This window comes from Sneathiella sp., assembly GCF_036960985.1.
In the GTDB taxonomy this organism is placed as follows: domain Bacteria; phylum Pseudomonadota; class Alphaproteobacteria; order Sneathiellales; family Sneathiellaceae; genus Sneathiella.
Map to the genome: position 1 here is coordinate 82,604 of NZ_JBALWD010000011.1, position 16,802 is coordinate 99,405.

The following is a 16,802-nucleotide window of genomic DNA, read 5'->3' on the forward strand; positions in this document are numbered from 1 at the left end:
CTATCCAATACCCTTGAGTTCTTTGAATTGTCGTAATGCATAAGAATCTGTCATTCCAGATACAAAGTCGGTGACTTCTAATAGCCAATCATATCGAGATCTCTTCGATGTCACTCCGCCTGGAAAAAGATGCATTAGTACAGAAGAACGCGGGCTCATGACAGTCCCCTCGTTCTGGTGATTTTCCCAATCGAGATTCGCAGAATAAAAGGCCTTGAGGAGCGTTGATAGAATTTCAGCGCCACTTAATTCCGCCTGGATCCGGTCAGGGTGATGATAGATTTCCCTTTTACAAAGCTCTTCAATTTCCACGAACAGTCCAGCTTTAGTGGATTGATGAAGTAAGTCACCCGAAAATTTTCCGGCAAGAATTGCGCCTTCGCAATCCTTAAAAATATCCGATACTTCACCAATCAGCTTTCCAATGCATTTTGCACGCAAATAGGAAACTCGTTCAGAATTTTCGTTGACTTCGGAATAGCGCTTCGGACGCCCTCCATAAATTCGCAACATTAGATCTTCTGTTTCTGCAAATCCCAGACGCCCAAGTTTAAAGCCGTCTTCGATGTCTACGACGGAATAGCAAATATCATCCGCGGCTTCGACCAAATAAGCGAGCGGGTGGCGACTCCAATAATTTTCAGTGCCTCGTCTCAGCAAACCAAGTTCCGTTGCTATTTCGCTAAAAATATCTTGCTCTGACTGCATAATGCCGAACTTTTTCCCGCCGCTATCGTCTGGAATAATGTTCTCGATAATTGAGGTGCGCGGGTATTTCATAAAAGTACCCAAAGTCGCGTATGAAAGACGAAGCCCTCCCACATTGCGCCAATTTTGTAGCTTTGTCAGAATCCTGAAGCCCTGAGCGTTTCCTTCAAACATCTCGAAATCGGCTTTTTGCTCCAGCGTAAGGCCTGTGGATCTGGTTTTCGAACCGGCGCCATTCATAAACCAGTCGCGGATAATTTCTTCGCCAAAATGCCCGAAGGGCGGATTTCCAATATCATGTGCCATGCAGGCGGCGGATAATATATGACCAAAATCTGCGGGGCTGAAATCGCTGCCTTTGAGATGGCGGTCAATAATGACCTGACCAGCATTTGCGCCAAGAGACCGACCTACAGAGGCAGCTTCCATGGAATGCGTTAGACGGGTTCTGACGTAATCACTTTCCGCCAGAGTATGAACCTGCGTTTTATCTTGCAGTCGACGGAATGCGGATGAGAAAACAATTCTGTCTTGGTCTTTATGGAACGGGCTGCGGGAAGCGGTAACAGGGTCGTTATGATCCTGTCCGAAGCGTTTTGTTGAAAGAAGTTTGTTCCAGTCCATCATCGAAGAATTCTATCTCATTAATCATACATACTTGCTAACACGATGTTATCATGTTGGGCTTTTGAGACTAGCCTGTCGTTTGCAAAGGAACCAGTTCTTTGTGGCTAGTTTCCCCAGCCAGGATAAGAAATGATTAGTTCGGCGAAAAGTTCGCGATTGTTTCTGTCCATGGATTGGATAACTTTTGCAAGATCTCCCATGCCGCTCGAGAACACTTCGTCAGCAATGCGGCCATTCCAAAGAGCAACGAGCACCACTAGCATGCGGCGCTGAGCGTGAGAGAGCTTTAAGCCGCCGACGGAGGCCATATCTTCTTTAATAGCATTGATATCTGGGCGCAGAGTAAAGTGGTCCTCCAGCGTGTCCAGACTGCCCTGATCCGTTAGAAAGTATCTTTCCAGTTGATTATAGGTGATCGATTCTTTTACAAGTTTCGTAAATGCTTTCGCGTTCAATGAATATCCCCATTATCTATCACAGGTATGGATAAGGCTTTACGTAGGGTATAATTTACACCTGCGCTAGCTTAAAGGCCGAGTTCGTAGAAAAAAGAACAATTTGTCAGGCACTTCTTGCAATTGGTCTAAAGCGCTTTAGAATAATAAACGATATTCCTCTCTAGATTTGAGGAATGTTCTCAGGGCAGGGTGAAAGTCCCTACCGGCGGTAAGAACAAGTGTATGTTTAAGCCCGCGAGCGCCCGCTTAAGCGGGGTCAGCAGATTTGGTGTAATTCCAAAGCCGACGGTCATAGTCCGGATGAAAGAGAACATGGAATGAGGTGCGATAAGCTGCTTAGGCACGCGATATCCTTGTCCTATCTGCCTTGGGTTTTTGTCAACTTGAAAACAAGGCCCAAAAATGAAAAATAAAAATACTGAAAATGACAATCAGAACCCAAATTCCCCGTTAAGCCATAAAAAAATCGCGATTATACAAGCCAACTGGCATGCCGATATCGTGCAGCAGGCGACGCAGTCTTTTATTGCAGCTCTTTGTGATCAAGGATATCAAGAAGGGATTTTCGATATATATGACGTGCCGGGAAGTCTGGAAATACCGCTGATGTCAAAAAAGCTTTCGGAAACCGGACAATATGATTTGATAATGGCAACCGGCTTAATTGTTGATGGCGGAATATATCGGCATGACTTCGTCGCGAAAACTGTATTGGATGGGATGATGCAGGTCCAGCTTGAAACAGGCGTTCCCATTTTGTCAGTCGTTCTCACACCACATCATTTTCAGGAAACGGAAGCGCACATGGATTTCTTTAGGCAGCATTTTGTGCTTAAAGGCAGCGAAGCTGCCAGCGCCTGCCATATGACGCTTGAGAATATGCAAAATCTTACTCAGCGAAAACTGGCTTCTTGACTTTAAACGATACGTGACTTTTTTTCGCCCCAATATTTGTCTTTTAGAAGCCGCTTATAGAGTTTTCCCGTTGGATGACGGGGAAGCTCTGCTTCAAAATCGACGGAGCGGGGGCATTTGATATGACTGATATTGGCGCGACAAAAAGCTAGCAATTCTTGCTCTAACTCCTCGCCAGAACCGTCCATATTCACAGGCTGAATGACGGCTTTTATTTCCTCTCCAAAATCCTCATTCGGCACGCCAAAAACAGCAGCGTCATACACTTTTGGATGGGTCAGCAGCAGATCTTCAATTTCCTGGGGATATATATTAACGCCGCCAGAAATGATCATGTAACTTTGACGATCGGTGAGGTAGAGGAACCCATCTTTATCCAGATAGCCAACATCTCCCAGGGTGCTCCAGCCTTTGTCATTGTGACTTTCCGCTGTACGCGCCGGGTCATTATGGTAGATGAAATCTTTCCCATCTGAGAAATAAATTGCCCCTGTTTCTCCAACCGATAGTTCTTCTCCATCTTCTCCGACGATATGAAGAACACCGATATATGCACGCCCAACGGTACCCGGATGAGTGAGCCATTCTTGTGGGTCGACAGCACAATACCCGTTACCTTCCGTACCACCATAATATTCACAGAGGATTGGTCCCCACCAATCCATCATTTGATATTTTATTTTTTCTGGACAGGGAGCGGCTGCATGTATCGCTGTCACTAGCGAATTGACATTGTATTTGCGCCGTACGTCTTCCGGTAACTTTAACATCCGGACAAACATGGTCGGTACCAGCTGACTATGAGTTATCTGGTATTTTTCGACGAGGTTTAAGTAGGTTTCAGGATCAAAATTCTCCATTATCACGCAAGTGGCCCCAAATCTCTGGGCACGCATATTGTAGCGCAAGGGCGCTGCGTGATAAAGTGGGGCCGGAGACAAGTAAATAGAATCCTGACTAAATTTGTAGACATTTTTCAGGATGTCGTAGAGGTTATCTTCAGTCCCAATTGCCCGTCCGATTTCCGTTGGCTTGATCCCCTTGGGCCGACCTGTTGTTCCCGACGAGTAAAGCATATCGGCGCCCTCGCATTCGTCGTCAAGTGGTGTATCAGGGAATGTCGATCTGATGTCCTCATATGATTTATAGCCATCAATAGTGCCGTCTACCATTAATCGTGTTTCGACATCAGGTGTCAGCTGAATGAGCTGTTCAGCTAGTTCCGCTTTATAAAGAGATGTGAGGAAGAGCCGGGCACTGCAGTCATTGATGATATAGGAAGCTTCCTCCGCCGTTAGTCGAGAGCTGATGGCAGTGTAATACAAACCGGCACGCTGTGCGGCCCAGCAAATTTCGAAAAAACGAAGATTATTTTCCATTAGAAACGCAATGTGGTCGCCGACTTGTAAACCAAGAGATCGAAAAAAATTTGCCGTTTGATTGGTTCGTTGATCCAGTTGACGGTAAGTAACCGCTTCCCCGCTGCCCGCCATAATATAGGCAGGTTTCTGGGGAACAGTTTTAGAAAATTCACGAATATGCATGGGCTGTTAGCTCTTTTTTTCTCGTTGACACCGTTACATTGTGGCTTCTTACAACCTTGTATGTAAAGCTCCTGAAATTGTCATTTGTTCAATTTCTGTTGTCGAAAACCCTATTTCCTCTAGCACTTCAGAATTATGCTCACCTAAAGTAGGAGCATGTCGGGAGACGCCACCAGGTGTTTGAGAAAAACTTGTTGGTATGCCCGGAAAAACCAGCGGACCTTCGGTTGGATGATCCATAGTTTGCCAGAAATCAACTGCCTTTAAATGTTCATCATCCAAAAGTTCGTCAGGAGTATTTATCGGCACCGCAGGTATACTTGCCGCATCAAGCGCAGCAAGCCATTCTGCGGATGTCCGTGTTGCAACCAACTCACCGAGAATTTGATATACTTCATCGACATTTTCAAGTCGCGCAGTCACGTTGCAAAAGCGCGGGTCGTCCATGAGTTCCGGTTTACCCGCAATATCGAAGAAGGCCTTCCATTGTTTATCCACGTAGGGAAGGACGCCAATCATACCGTCTTTTGTTTTATACGGGTGGCGTTTTGGAGATATTGCGCGTGGATAGCCAGCAGGACCGAGCGGCGGCACGAAATTTTTGCCATACATATGCTCAAGCATATGAAACTGAACCATAGTTTCAAACATCGGAATTTTAATCTCTTGGCCCTCGCCCGTACGTTCGCGATTAAACAGGGCCATACTGACGCTGTAGACGACCGTAAGTCCGGTGGTTTTGTCCGCGATGACAGTGGGCATATAACCAGGTCTCCCCATGAGGGCTGATTGTGTTGCCGCAATTCCGCTGACAGCTTGTATCATATCGTCATAGGCCGGCTTGTTGGCGTAAGGACCTTCCTGACCGAAACCATAGGCGCCGCAATAAATGATCTTTGGATTGACGGCGCAGACGTCTTCGTAGGTCAGTTTCAGGCGCTTTATAGCAGAAGGGCGCATATTGTGGACGAATACGTCCATGCTCTCCAGAAGTTTCAAAAATGCCGCACGACCGTCCTCCGATTTCAAATCGATACAGAGGCTTCGTTTGTTGCGATTAGCATTTAGATAAACAGATGCCATGCCGGGAGATCGGCGTGGCCCAAGGTCGCGTGTTGTATCACCTTCAGGTCCTTCGATTTTAATAACATCAGCACCCATATCCCCCATTATTTGAGTAGCGAAAGGGCCCAGTAAAACTGATGTTAGATCAACGACGCGGACACCTGCGAGAGGACCGGAACTTGGCGTACTCATTTTTCTTCTCACTTATTATTTTTACTAATTTGAGACCTTAGTCTAGTAGGATTTAGGCATGCCCAACGCTTTTTCCGCAATGTAACAAAGAACTAATTGCGGGCTTACCGGTGCTATCCGGCAAATCATAACTTCGCGCATTAATCGCTCAACGACGAATTCTTTGGCATATCCCATGCCGCCATGGGTCATTACGGCTTGCGTACATGCTTTAAATCCAGCTTCGCCGCCCAACCATTTCGCAGCATTGGCATACACCCCTGAATCTAGGCCAGCGTCGTAGTTTGCGGCCGCTTTCATTGCCATTAAATAAGCGGCTTCCAGTTCCATCCAATTTTCTGCGAGAGGATGCTGTATGGCCTGGTTTTTGCCAATTGGACGTCCAAAAACTTCTCTTTCCCGTGCATATTTTGCAGCGCGTTGGAGGGCGTTCATCCCCAACCCAATACCTTCCATGCCAACGAGAACCCGTTCCGGGTTGAGGCTGTGAAGAATGTAATGAAATCCCTTGCCTTCCTCACCTATGAGATCTTCTTTGGGCACAGGCAAATTGTCTATAAAGACTTCATTTGAATCTACGGCTTTTCGTCCCATTTTATCGATAATCCGTACATCGATAAACTCTCGATTAAGATCCGTATAGAATAACGATAGTCCGTCCGTCACCTTCTTGCATTTTTCTTTTGGTGTTGTGCGTACCAACAGCATAATTTTATCAGCTTCTTGTCCTGTTGTTGTCCAAATTTTACGCCCATTGATGACATAATCGCCACTCGCAGTTTTTTCCGCGCGCGTTTCAAGGGCGGTGGTATTCAAACCTGCATTGGGTTCCGTCACTCCAAAACATGTTTTTACTTCGCCTTTGATCAAAGGAGGGAGCCAACGATTTTTCTGCTCATCGTTGCCAAAAACAACGATCGGGTGGGGGCCGAAAATATTAATATGAATAGCGGAAGCTGCTGACATTCCGCCGGATGATTTCGCGACCTCATGCATCATGAGGGCGGCTTCCGTTACACCGAGCCCTGCGCCTCCGTATTCTTCAGGCATGGTAATACCGAGCCATCCATCTGCCGCCATAGCGCTATGAAACTCGAACGGAAAATTACCGGTTCGGTCCGTTTCCAACCAAAATTGATCATCGAAACGGCTACAGAGCCGAGCCACGTTTTCCCGAATGGCTTCTTGCTCTTCTGTCAGTGTAAAGTCCATTTTCCATATCCTTAATCTATATGGTCAAATACTAACATTCATGAATGAATGTTACAATTGTTAATGTTTATGATACTGGTTTGGCAGCATTAGAAATATACGTTGATAGTCTAACTACGTTGATTAAACCTACGGCCCGCATAGGACGCTGCAATATTCACTTTTTGAATATCAATTGTGCCGCCGGCAATACCCCATCCCCAGCTATCGCGAAGCCTTTGCTCCATGCCATAGGATTTGGAATAGCCATATGCGCCCATAACTTGCAACGCAATGCCGCATACTTCTCTGCTAATCTCGTTGGCAAAGCACTTTGCGAGGCTAGAATCACGGACTGACGGCAAGCCGTCATTTGCTTGCTGTGCTGCTCTGTGGATAAGAAGGCGGGAAGCTTCCAGCTTCATTGCCATATCTGCCAATTTTATCTGGATGGCTTGAAAATCAATAATAGCTTTTCCGAATTGCTCGCGTTCCTGCGCGTATTCTAAAGCATAATCAAAAGCTGATTGGGCAATGCCCAGGCACATGGTTGCATTACCACAGCGCTCTAAATCGAATGCCTCCATGAGTTTGCCAAATCCGCCCGCCGGAACGATTTCGTTTTCCAGGGGTGTTTTGACATCGTCAAAAAATATGTCTGCGCTCGGAACGCCGCGAAATCCCATAAGTTGCTCGGGTTCGCCAAAGCTGAGACCTTCCGTCCCTTTCTCAACAAAAACAGCCCCGATGCCTTTTGCCCCTGGGGCATCGGACATACGGCTGTAAACCACATATCCATCAGCATGTCCGCCGCCGCTACACCAGCGTTTTTGTCCAGAAATAACATACTCGTTACCTGTTTTGGTCGCTCGTGTTTTCAAATCGGTCAATGCGGAACCAGCGGCTGGTTCTGACATGCAGACGGCAACGATTTTTTCACCTCGGCAAACAGCCGGAATAATTCGCTCTTTCAAGGCAGGAGTTGCAAAATGCTCAAGGGCACGAACCGGTCCAACGGAACTTTCGAATACGGGAAACGCAACCGCTGCAGAAATTTTGACAAACTCTTCCAAAACCAAAAGAGCTTCGATATTTCCGACACCCATACCACCATATTCGGTGGCAATGTTCATTCCCAAGAACCCAAGTTCGCCGTACCGTTTCATCCAGTCAGTGGGGACGGGAATATTTTTTTCTTCTAGTTCTTTCGCCAAATCGCCAAGTTCAGTCGTAGCAAATTTACGTGCCATTTCCTGCAACTGACGTTGATCATCAGTAAGTGAAAAATCCATTTACCTGCTCCTATTTCTTTTTTTGCTGTTGCTGGAGGCTGGAAGATATGTTTCTGAATCGTTAATTCAGCATCTGCTGAGGCAACCATAAAATCAACGATGGAAATGCGATGAACAAGGCAACGGTTGCTACGTCCGCGATGAAAAACGGTCCTATTCCTCGAAACACATCCACTAGTGGTATGTCCGGTCTGACCCCGTTGACCACATAACAGTTCAAGCCGATGGGCGGGGTGATCAAGCAAATTTCAACCATTTTAACGACAATAATACCAAACCAAATCGGATCATATCCCAAGCCGATAACTGCGGGATATACCACCGGTAAAGTTAAAAGCAGCATACCGATAGCGTCCATAAACATCCCAAGGATAGCGTACCCACAAAGAATGAGGACAATAATTAGCGTCGGTGGCAACGGAAGACCCAGGATCCATTCTGCGAAGGCTTCCGGTAAACCGGAAAAACCAAGGAAACGTACAAAGACTAACACGCCCCAGATGATGGAGAAGATCATCACTGTCAGTTTAGCAGTTTCAAACAAAGCATCTTTCAAGGCTTTAGTCCGCATGCCGTGTAACAAAGCTAGAACGAGAACTACGAAGGCTCCCAATGCACCGGCTTCCGTTGGTGTTGCCCACCCGCCATAGATCGCACTGAAAATAATACCAATAACCGCAACAATAGGGAGCGTGCCGGGCAAAGATTTCATCTTTTCACCCATGGTGAAGCCGCCGACGGGCGGCCCCAGTTTCGGGTTCATTGACGCTCGGCCAACAATAATCGCGGCATAAATGAGGGCAGAGACTATACCCGGAATAAATCCTGCGAGCAGCAAGGCACCGACGGACTCTTCAACAATAATGGCATAAATCACCAAAATGGCACTTGGTGGGATCAATGATGCGAGCGTACCGCCTGCGGCAACTACGCCAGCGGCCAATCTGCGATCATATCCATGCGCCAGCATTTCTGGAATGGCAACACGGCTGAAGACGGCAGCGGTCGCTGTACTGGCGCCCGAGACGGCGGCAAAGCCAGCTGCGGCAAAAACTGTGGCGACAGCTAATCCGCCAGGCAACCATCCGACCCACTTCTTTGCGGCGTCAAAGGCGGCTGTGGTTATTCCCGCATGAAAGGCTAAATATCCAATGAGAATAAACATAGGCAGGACACTTAGGGAATACAGTGTCGATTTAGAATGTGGGATTGTTCCAACAATTCCTGTGCCCGCATCCCAGCCAATAATAGATACGATACCGAGCATACCAACAACGGTCGCGGCGATATAAACGCGCACACCTAAAAATACCATCAGGACTAAAAAGCCCATGCCAATTAGGCCTGATAAAAGGGGGTCCATTTCCATTACTATTTTCCCTTTTTACGGTAGGTTTCGTCAAATTTGGCTTGTTTCGCAGCTTCTTCACCCAGTGCATCTTCAATTTCATTGCGAGCTTGAGCTGTGACATCTTCGATAATCGGTACGGCAATCACTTTTGCATCCGGATAAATGAATAGCCGAGCAAATCCGAGAAACTGAAGGACGAAACGCCCCCAGAGAACACAAAATGCAAGAGGTATTACAAGTTTCGCAGGCCAGATTGGCAATTCGATATCAATGGTGGAATCACCCAATTGAAAAGCGCGCAAGAAATGGAGCCAACTGGTTTCAATTAGAACCGTCAAAACTAGAAGACCAACTAAGGTAGCCAGCGCTTCGAAAAAATAAAGTGGTCGTCTACTGAACTTGGCCATAAACAAGTCCATCCGAACATGACCGCCCAGGCGTTGGCAATAAGCTATGCCGAAAAAGGCAAAAATGACCATGGATTGTTCGATGTAATCGATGTAGCCGGGGACCGGCATATTAAAGAACTTGCGGCCAAAGACCTGAGTCACGCCCAAAAGCATGACGCAAAAAATTGCCAAAGCCGAAACACCGTTCAGGAAATTTTCGATTTTGGAGTACCAATAATCAAAAATGGCGAGGACGGGCCCGGAGGGGGCATGTTGCCCTTTTATCTGGGGTTCAGTTATCATAATGAATTCTTGATAAAAATAAGGAGAGAGCCCGGGCCAGCCGGGCTCTCTATCGTATTATTTGGTAGCTTCAGCAGCTGTTTTGTTGATCAGGTCAAGAAGTTCTTGACCTGGTACGCCCTGCTTATTCATGTCTTCGATCCAATCATCCCAAACTGGCTTTGCGCCGGCTTTACGGAATGCGCTTAGATCTTCAGCGGAATAAACAATGGCTTTGAGGCCTTTAGCTTCCATCATAGGAAGGTTCTTTTTGTCTGCTGCTTCATAAGCAGTAATCAAAGCTTCATACGCTGGAACTTTAGCGTCCAACAGAAGTTGCTGATATTGTTTAGGCAATTTGTCCCAAGCAGGAATATTGACCACAACCGGGCAGTTTACAGCACCCGGTGACAAATTAGCTGTATACCACTCTCCAACTTCCGTCAGTTTGTAGGAAACATGCGCGTAGGTGAAAGGGAAGGAAGCCGCTTCAACTGTACCGCGGGAAAGAGCCGTATATGTCTCTGTCGCCGTCACAGTTGTTGGTACGGCACCAAGTTTCACCATTGCTTTGCCGATTCCGCCGAGTGCGCGGACGCGCATTCCGTTCCAGTCCGCCAACGTAAGCGGTGGTTTGCCAACGCCGGTGAATTCGTACTGTGGAAGTAACGAGCTCATTAGCAAGAAAGCGTCCCAACGTGCGAGATCCTTAACAACTACTGGGTGCTGATAGTACGCATCATGTACGGCAGCCTGAACTCTCAGGTTTGGAAATGGTAGGAATGGCAGATCCAGACCTGTAAGTGTTGGATTTTTCGCCGGATGATAAGGTGAGCAGAACATGGCCATCTGAAAGGCGCCAAGTTTAATGCCGTCAAGATTTTCCCTGGATTTGGATAACGCCTCACCATAATGGATTTTGATTTTGAATTTTCCACCGGTCCGTTCATCAGCCATGTCGCGAAGTGTCTCAATACCCGCCGTGAAAGCACGAGGTTTGCCCCAAACGGACAAATTCCAATTTACCTTTGGTCCGTCAACCATTTCTGCAGCTGTCGCGCCAAACGCGAAACCTGCTACTGCTGTTAAGGCAGCAATAGACGCAATAGTGTTCTTAAACATTTTACTTTGTCCTCCCAAAGAACCATTTGTTGATTACGTTGTTGTTGTTATGATTCCCGCAACATAAGCACGTATCGAAGAGCTTTTCAACGCTATGAGCCAATAAAAATTTAGAATAAATGGTTGTTTGAAAAACCGAAAGCCCAACTAGGATGACATTTTCTCCGCGTTTGCGATAAAATTTGGAAACTGCAATTTCTCCTGTTAGGGAGAGTAGGGCAGGAAGTTTTGTTCATAATTTAAATTTATTGAAGCTCATTGACGTAGAAAGCAACACAATATTGAAAATAAACACCGGATATCCCATAACATATTGGTTTGTTACTCTATTCTCAGGGCTTGATTGAAAATGATACCTACAAGACCTTCTGTGTTGATCATTGCTCACGGCTCATCAGTTTCGAAGGAAGCGCACGAAGCGGCAGAGCAACATGCAGCGACATTACGCCAAAGTAACCGCTATGGCACCGTCGGGGTTTGCTTCTTAACAGAGGCTGACTTGATGCCGAACTTGCCTGATGGTGAAGTATTCTTGCTACCATTCTTTATGAGTAATGGTTTTTTTGTTCAAAAGAAGATTCCCAGTTTATTCAAATTAGTCGACGGGCGCCGAGCGGAGCAAAACAATGTAATTTTACAATGCGACGCTCTGGGCCTTGATCCTGAACTTTCCGGAATAATTATTAATATGGGGCTTGAAGCTTGCGAGCACATGCTCGAAAACCCCGAAGACATACATCTTGTTTTAGTCGCACATGGCTCAGAGAAGTCAAAGGCATCCGCTGACGCAACATATCATCAACAGAAGGCTGTTGAGAAAAGGTCGATTTTTGGCGACGTGACTTCGGTATTTCTCAATGAACAGCCAGAATTGGGGCAATGGCTGATATCACATTCAGATGACGTTAGACCAAAAATTTTGATCGGTTTGTTTGCCGCAGAAGGGCCTCATGCGACGGAAGACGTCCCCGCTGGAATCCATCGCGCGACCGAGGCAATTCCAGAACCTCTGACTATCTGGTATGCGGGAATCGTTGGCACACGTCCTGAAATAGTAAAATTGGTTCAAGATAGCATCACGAGATGCGCGGCTGCCGATAGGCTGTAATCTAAGGAAACTCTTTCTCAAGTCGTTTTTCTGGCTTTTATCGTGTTTTTCAGGAAAAAATGACGGAATAGTTTGAGCTTTGTGCATTTATTGGGTATTGCAAAGTATATTTTAGACAATGAGGTCCTCAACGGAATGAATGATCGTAAACCTACTAAACCAGTTCGTAAAAATATTACGGCAACAGTTAAATTTTTTGATGAGGCAAAGGGATTTGGATTTGTTTCGCCGGCTGATGGATCACCTGATGCGTTTGTTCATATATCAGTGCTTCAAGATACATCATATCAAGAATTTACTGAAGGAATGCGAATCAACTGCGATTTGGCAGACGGCGATCGGGGTCCGCAAGTTGTCGCTATTCATGAGCCAGATGAGGATCAGGAAAGTGAAGCCGCGGCAAGTTTCAATGTTGAAATCGATGGCGTGGTGACTACGTACGTACCAGAACATAAATACGGTTTTGTGACGCCTGATGAAGGTGGAGAAGCCGTGTTTATCCATATTAATATGCTGGAACGGTCCGAAGTCAATATGGATGATTTCGGTGTTGATACTCATGTTAAATGTGTTGTGCGAAAAGGCATTAAGGGTCCAATCGCAGATAGTCTTGAAGTTATCTAGTCTGGCGGGGAAGCATGACAAGAACAGAAACACTACGTGTTCAACGGTATTTGCGCGAACAATTTGGAAATGAAAATTTCATTCTTAAAGAGCGCCGCCCTGCCGATGGAACAGCAGAAGTATTGCTCGGAGATGAATTTATCGGGATCGTATACCGCGATGAAGATGAAGGAGAAGTTTCCTTCGCGTTTCACATGACGATTCTTGATATGGACTTACCGTCGACATCATAGCTTTTGATTGCTTTGTAAATCGACGGTAAAAATTCGCACTACTCTTGAATTGCCGCTAATTCGAAATTTTCTAGAACTATGTCTTTGAGCTGGATACTTCCAGATCCTCGCAATTGAAGTGCTCTAACTGTATTGTTGCGTGATCAATTTCAAACTCGGAGAGCAAATAGCTACTGATTGTCCTGAGGGTTGTTTCTAGGTCTGCTTCGGGTTCAATTTGTACATGCATGGTAACAATAGGCTTCTCGGCCGTTAGTGACCAAGCATGCATATGATGCACATCAATTATTACCGGGAGGTAGGCTATGAGTTTTTCTCGGATTAAACTCATATCCATGTTGTCCGGCGTGCCTTCCAAAAGTATATGACCAGAACGGCGAACTAATGTGTACGCGCTTCGGAGTATAATCACGGAAACCAGGACAGAAAGCAGTGGGTCCGCAGCCATCCAGCCAGTAAGAAGAATTATTATTGCAGCGGCGATAGCGGCAATGGAGCCCAGTAGATCGCCCATGACGTGCAGTAGGGCACCCTGCATATTTACGTTGTCACTGTCTCCTCGGTGCAAAACAAGAAAACCGATTACGTTTACAGCTAATCCAAAACTAGCAATTATCAGCATCGGTCCGGCCAAAACGTCGCCCGGGGTGATTAATCGTCCAACTGCTTCAAAAATTATCCACCCGGCAATAAAGAACAAGGTCACACCATTGGTGAAAGCCGCCATAATCTGAAATCTGTGATAGCCATACGACCGCTTCTTGTCCGCGGGTTTTTTTGCCAAACGAAACGCAAACCACGCTAACCCAAGCGCCGCCGTATCAGAAAGCATATGACCACTATCCGCAATTAGGGCGAGGGATCCAGAAATCAGCCCACCGATCGCCTGGATAACCATGAAACCGCCAGTTAAGCACATCACCCAAAAAATGCGGCGCTCGCTGTCGTCTGTTACCTTTGGTACATGGTCGTGGTCATGAGAGGATGAATTATCCTCCTCGTGAGAATGTGAATGCGTCATGGGTCTTGCTTTGCGAATGAACCTAATGCTGAGTAGACAGGTTGATGACGAGCAATGTCTAGCACAAACCGATAAAGTGTTACGACATTTAAGTGTCACCTTGGATTTATAATGTGAAGAATTACGTGCAATTTGGTAAGCACCAGTTATCAGAACGTAAAAATTGGGACATTTTGACATGACAGTACGCGTAGGCATCAACGGATTTGGTCGAATGGGCCGTCTGTTCCTTCGGGCAGCATTGCAAGAAACGCTGAGCGCCGCCGCCGGACGCGGCTTCGAAGTGGTTCATATAAACGAATTGAATGGCGGCCCTGAAACTGCAGCCCACCTCCTCAAGTTTGACAGTGTTCACGGGCGATTACCGATGTCGGTGTCCTCAGGTGCAGATTTTATTCAGGTTGAAGACAGGAAATTCAGCTATTCCCAACGGGAGAATTCATTAGACGTTCCGTGGTCACAAATGAATGTTGATATCATTGTTGAATGCACCGGGAAATTTAAGGCGCGAGCAATCTTAGAACCTTATTGTTCCGGCAGTGTCAAAAAAGTAATTGTTGCGGCTCCGGTTAAGGATGCTGATCTAAATATAGTCATGGGTGTAAACGACAATCTGTATGATGCAGATATTCACAAGATAATTACGGCAGCATCCTGTACAACTAATTGCTTGGCCCCAGTTATTAAAGTCGTCCACGAAGCAATTGGCATTCGCCACGGCCTTATAACTACTATCCATGACGTTACGAATACGCAGGTGGTTGTGGATGCCCCGCATACGGACCTCAGGCGCGCGCGATCCGCGTTGAATTCACTGATCCCAACATCGACTGGATCGGCCACTGCCATCACGATGATTTACCCCGAACTTGCTGGAAAATTGAACGGAATGGCTGTCCGTGTTCCTTTGTTAAATGCGTCGCTAACGGATTGTGTCTTGGAAACAAAAAGACCCACAAGTGTATCTGAAATTAACCGCTTGTTTGAAATAGAGAGTATGGGCAACCTAGCAGGAATACTTGGTTTTGAAACCCGACCTCTGGTTTCAGCCGATTTCGTAAATGACACGCGATCTTCCGTTATCGATGCTTTGTCTACTTTAGTTGTTGATGAAACCCAGGTAAAAATAATCGCTTGGTATGATAACGAAATTGGATATGTGTGCAGAATGGTCGAATTGGCCGCAAAAGTAGCGGCGGGCCTTGAATGAACGCGGTTCGAGATTACGCATTCGTTACAACTGCATATTGGGGTCTAACAATTACAGACGGGGCGCTCAGAATGCTCGTCTTGTTGCATTTTCATGCACTTGGCTACAGCCCGTTTGAAATTGCTTTCCTGTTTGTCTTTTATGAAGCTTCCGGTGTTTTAACGAATTTGTTCGGTGGTTGGATCGCGGCACGGTTTGGGCTACGAATAACACTTTTTTCCGGGCTTGCATTGCAGGTTTTGGCTCTTTTCATGTTGTCCTATGTTGACGAAACTTGGTCACGAGAATTTTCAGTTTTTTACGTGTTTGTTTGTCAGGGGGTGTCGGGTATTGCCAAGGATCTCACAAAAATGAGTTCCAAATCAGCAGTCAAAACACTTGTTCCTCATGGCTCGACCTCGATGTTATTCAAATGGGTAGCCCTATTGACCGGCTCAAAAAATACGCTCAAAGGTGTTGGGTTTTTTCTAGGTGGATTATTATTAATGGGGTTGGGGTTTCAGTATGCTTTGGTTGCTATGGCGATCGGCCTGCTCGTTATATTTGGCATCGTCCTAGCTTTACTGCAAAATCCTTTTGGTAAAACCAACGTCAAGCCAGCTTTTCGAAAAATTTTGTCAAAAAGTAAGAGTGTCAACTTGATTTCAGGCGCAAGATTTTTCCTTTTTGGTGGAAGGGATGTATGGTTTGTCATCGCGGCCCCTTTGTTTTTTCGGGATATTCTTCAATGGAGCTACGCTGAAATTGGAAGCTTTATGGCATTTTGGGTTATTGCCTATGGCATTATTCAGGCTATTGCACCACGAATTGTCAAGAATTCGCCGGATGGGTTGTCGACTGAAGCCGTCGCTGCAAGCCACTGGGCCTATGGCCTTGCTGCAACACCTCTTTTGCTGGCAGTCATCGTGTATCATTTTCTTCCCGTCGATATAGCAGCGGAGAATATCGATCTGGCTACGTTTCTTCTTGTTTCTGGATTACTTGTTTTTGGTGCGCTTTTTGCAATCAATTCGTCCCTTCATTCATATTTGATTTTGGCGCTGTCTGCAGAAGAGCATATTGCCCTTAACGTAGGGTTTTACTATATGGCGAATGCCGCCGGCCGCCTTGTCGGAACGTTACTTTCTGGCCTCTTCTATCAAATTGGCGGATTATCGGCATGCTTGATCAGTTCGGCCGCATTGATTATAATTGCCGGATTGATTGTACGGAAGATTGATACAAAATCAGTTTTGTAAGTTAACGATTTGCGCATTAAATACTCGAAAAATATTGGTCAAATTTCGAACATCTTTTTTATCTATGTTTAATTTTAGCGATCGCGCGTAAATTAGTTGACTTAAATAGAAACATTCTTATGTCTAACTATTGCTATCAATATTTTTGCGGCTACCCTACTTGGATAATGGCTGTCTGCAATTATTATTGTTTATAAGAGTTTTACGTATTAGTATCAGTTCAGTTACATTT

General features: G+C 45.9%; 16 protein-coding genes and 1 riboswitch. Of the genes, 6 read left to right on the forward strand and 10 right to left on the reverse strand.

The genetic code is table 11. The annotated features are described in order from the left end of the window. A complete protein-coding gene (locus V7723_RS08740; protein WP_335684075.1) occupies positions 1–1,335 on the reverse strand; it encodes a deoxyguanosinetriphosphate triphosphohydrolase in 1,335 nt (444 codons plus the stop codon). Positions 1,336–1,439: 104 nt separating this feature from the next. Further along, positions 1,440–1,790 carry a hypothetical protein gene (locus tag V7723_RS08745; protein ID WP_335684076.1) on the reverse strand — a complete coding sequence of 117 codons (351 nt, stop codon included), beginning with the start codon at positions 1,788–1,790 and terminating at the stop codon, positions 1,440–1,442. A 174-nt stretch (positions 1,791–1,964) separates the two neighbouring features. Continuing rightward, a riboswitch (FMN riboswitch) is annotated at positions 1,965–2,109 on the forward strand. A gap of 86 nt (positions 2,110–2,195) precedes the next feature. Here V7723_RS08745 and V7723_RS08750 point away from each other — a divergent pair. Further along, positions 2,196–2,708 (forward strand): 6,7-dimethyl-8-ribityllumazine synthase, encoded by a 513-nt coding sequence (locus V7723_RS08750; RefSeq protein ID WP_335684077.1) that lies wholly within the window; start codon positions 2,196–2,198, stop codon positions 2,706–2,708. A 2-nt stretch (positions 2,709–2,710) separates the two neighbouring features. Here the strand turns inward: V7723_RS08750 and V7723_RS08755 are convergent, their stop codons facing one another. From V7723_RS08755 to dctP, 7 genes are all read right to left on the reverse strand, one after another. Continuing rightward, a complete protein-coding gene (locus V7723_RS08755; protein WP_335684078.1) occupies positions 2,711–4,252 on the reverse strand; it encodes an AMP-binding protein in 1,542 nt (513 codons plus the stop codon). A 48-nt stretch (positions 4,253–4,300) separates the two neighbouring features. Then, entirely contained in the window at positions 4,301–5,509 is a 1,209-nt protein-coding gene (locus V7723_RS08760; RefSeq protein ID WP_335684079.1) for a CaiB/BaiF CoA transferase family protein, read from the reverse strand. Positions 5,510–5,551: 42 nt separating this feature from the next. Next, on the reverse strand, positions 5,552–6,721 hold the full coding sequence (locus V7723_RS08765) for an acyl-CoA dehydrogenase family protein (RefSeq protein WP_335684080.1): 1,170 nt from the start codon (positions 6,719–6,721) through the stop codon (positions 5,552–5,554). 110 nt (positions 6,722–6,831) lie between these two features. Beyond that, the gene (locus V7723_RS08770) at positions 6,832–7,992 is read right to left on the reverse strand and encodes an acyl-CoA dehydrogenase family protein (RefSeq protein WP_335684081.1); all 1,161 of its coding nucleotides are present in this window, start codon (positions 7,990–7,992) and stop codon (positions 6,832–6,834) included. 61 nt (positions 7,993–8,053) lie between these two features. Continuing rightward, positions 8,054–9,355, reverse strand: coding sequence for a TRAP transporter large permease (locus tag V7723_RS08775; RefSeq protein ID WP_443024207.1), 1,302 nt, complete (start codon positions 9,353–9,355; stop codon positions 8,054–8,056). 8 nt (positions 9,356–9,363) lie between these two features. Then, on the reverse strand, positions 9,364–10,035 hold the full coding sequence (locus tag V7723_RS08780) for a TRAP transporter small permease subunit (protein WP_335684083.1): 672 nt from the start codon (positions 10,033–10,035) through the stop codon (positions 9,364–9,366). Between the two features lie 57 nt (positions 10,036–10,092). Next, positions 10,093–11,136 carry a TRAP transporter substrate-binding protein DctP gene (dctP, locus tag V7723_RS08785; protein WP_335684084.1) on the reverse strand — a complete coding sequence of 348 codons (1,044 nt, stop codon included), beginning with the start codon at positions 11,134–11,136 and terminating at the stop codon, positions 10,093–10,095. A 349-nt stretch (positions 11,137–11,485) separates the two neighbouring features. On the opposite strand from dctP, the gene V7723_RS08790 reads away from it, so the two are divergent. The 3 genes from V7723_RS08790 to V7723_RS08805 all read left to right on the forward strand — a co-directional run bounded on the left by V7723_RS08790 (position 11,486) and on the right by V7723_RS08805 (position 13,101). Continuing rightward, on the forward strand, positions 11,486–12,244 hold the full coding sequence (locus tag V7723_RS08790) for a CbiX/SirB N-terminal domain-containing protein (protein WP_335684085.1): 759 nt from the start codon (positions 11,486–11,488) through the stop codon (positions 12,242–12,244). A 135-nt stretch (positions 12,245–12,379) separates the two neighbouring features. Continuing rightward, positions 12,380–12,868 (forward strand): cold-shock protein, encoded by a 489-nt coding sequence (locus V7723_RS19785; protein WP_443024206.1) that lies wholly within the window; start codon positions 12,380–12,382, stop codon positions 12,866–12,868. Positions 12,869–12,882: 14 nt separating this feature from the next. Continuing rightward, positions 12,883–13,101 (forward strand): DUF3126 family protein, encoded by a 219-nt coding sequence (locus tag V7723_RS08805; RefSeq protein ID WP_335684086.1) that lies wholly within the window; start codon positions 12,883–12,885, stop codon positions 13,099–13,101. 76 nt (positions 13,102–13,177) lie between these two features. Here the strand turns inward: V7723_RS08805 and V7723_RS08810 are convergent, their stop codons facing one another. Then, positions 13,178–14,122: a cation diffusion facilitator family transporter gene (locus tag V7723_RS08810; RefSeq protein ID WP_335684087.1), complete on the reverse strand. Its 945-nt coding sequence runs from the start codon at positions 14,120–14,122 to the stop codon at positions 13,178–13,180. 178 nt (positions 14,123–14,300) lie between these two features. Between V7723_RS08810 and V7723_RS08815 the strand changes: the two genes are divergently transcribed. Together V7723_RS08815 and arsJ are read left to right on the forward strand one after the other, a co-directional pair. Further along, positions 14,301–15,332, forward strand: a complete 1,032-nt coding sequence (locus V7723_RS08815) for an ArsJ-associated glyceraldehyde-3-phosphate dehydrogenase (RefSeq protein ID WP_335684088.1) — start codon at positions 14,301–14,303, stop codon at positions 15,330–15,332. Further along, a complete protein-coding gene (gene arsJ / locus V7723_RS08820; protein ID WP_335684089.1) occupies positions 15,329–16,570 on the forward strand; it encodes an organoarsenical effux MFS transporter ArsJ in 1,242 nt (413 codons plus the stop codon). Before V7723_RS08815 ends, arsJ begins: the two co-directional genes overlap by 4 nt. The last annotated feature ends 232 nt before the right edge of the window (positions 16,571–16,802 follow it).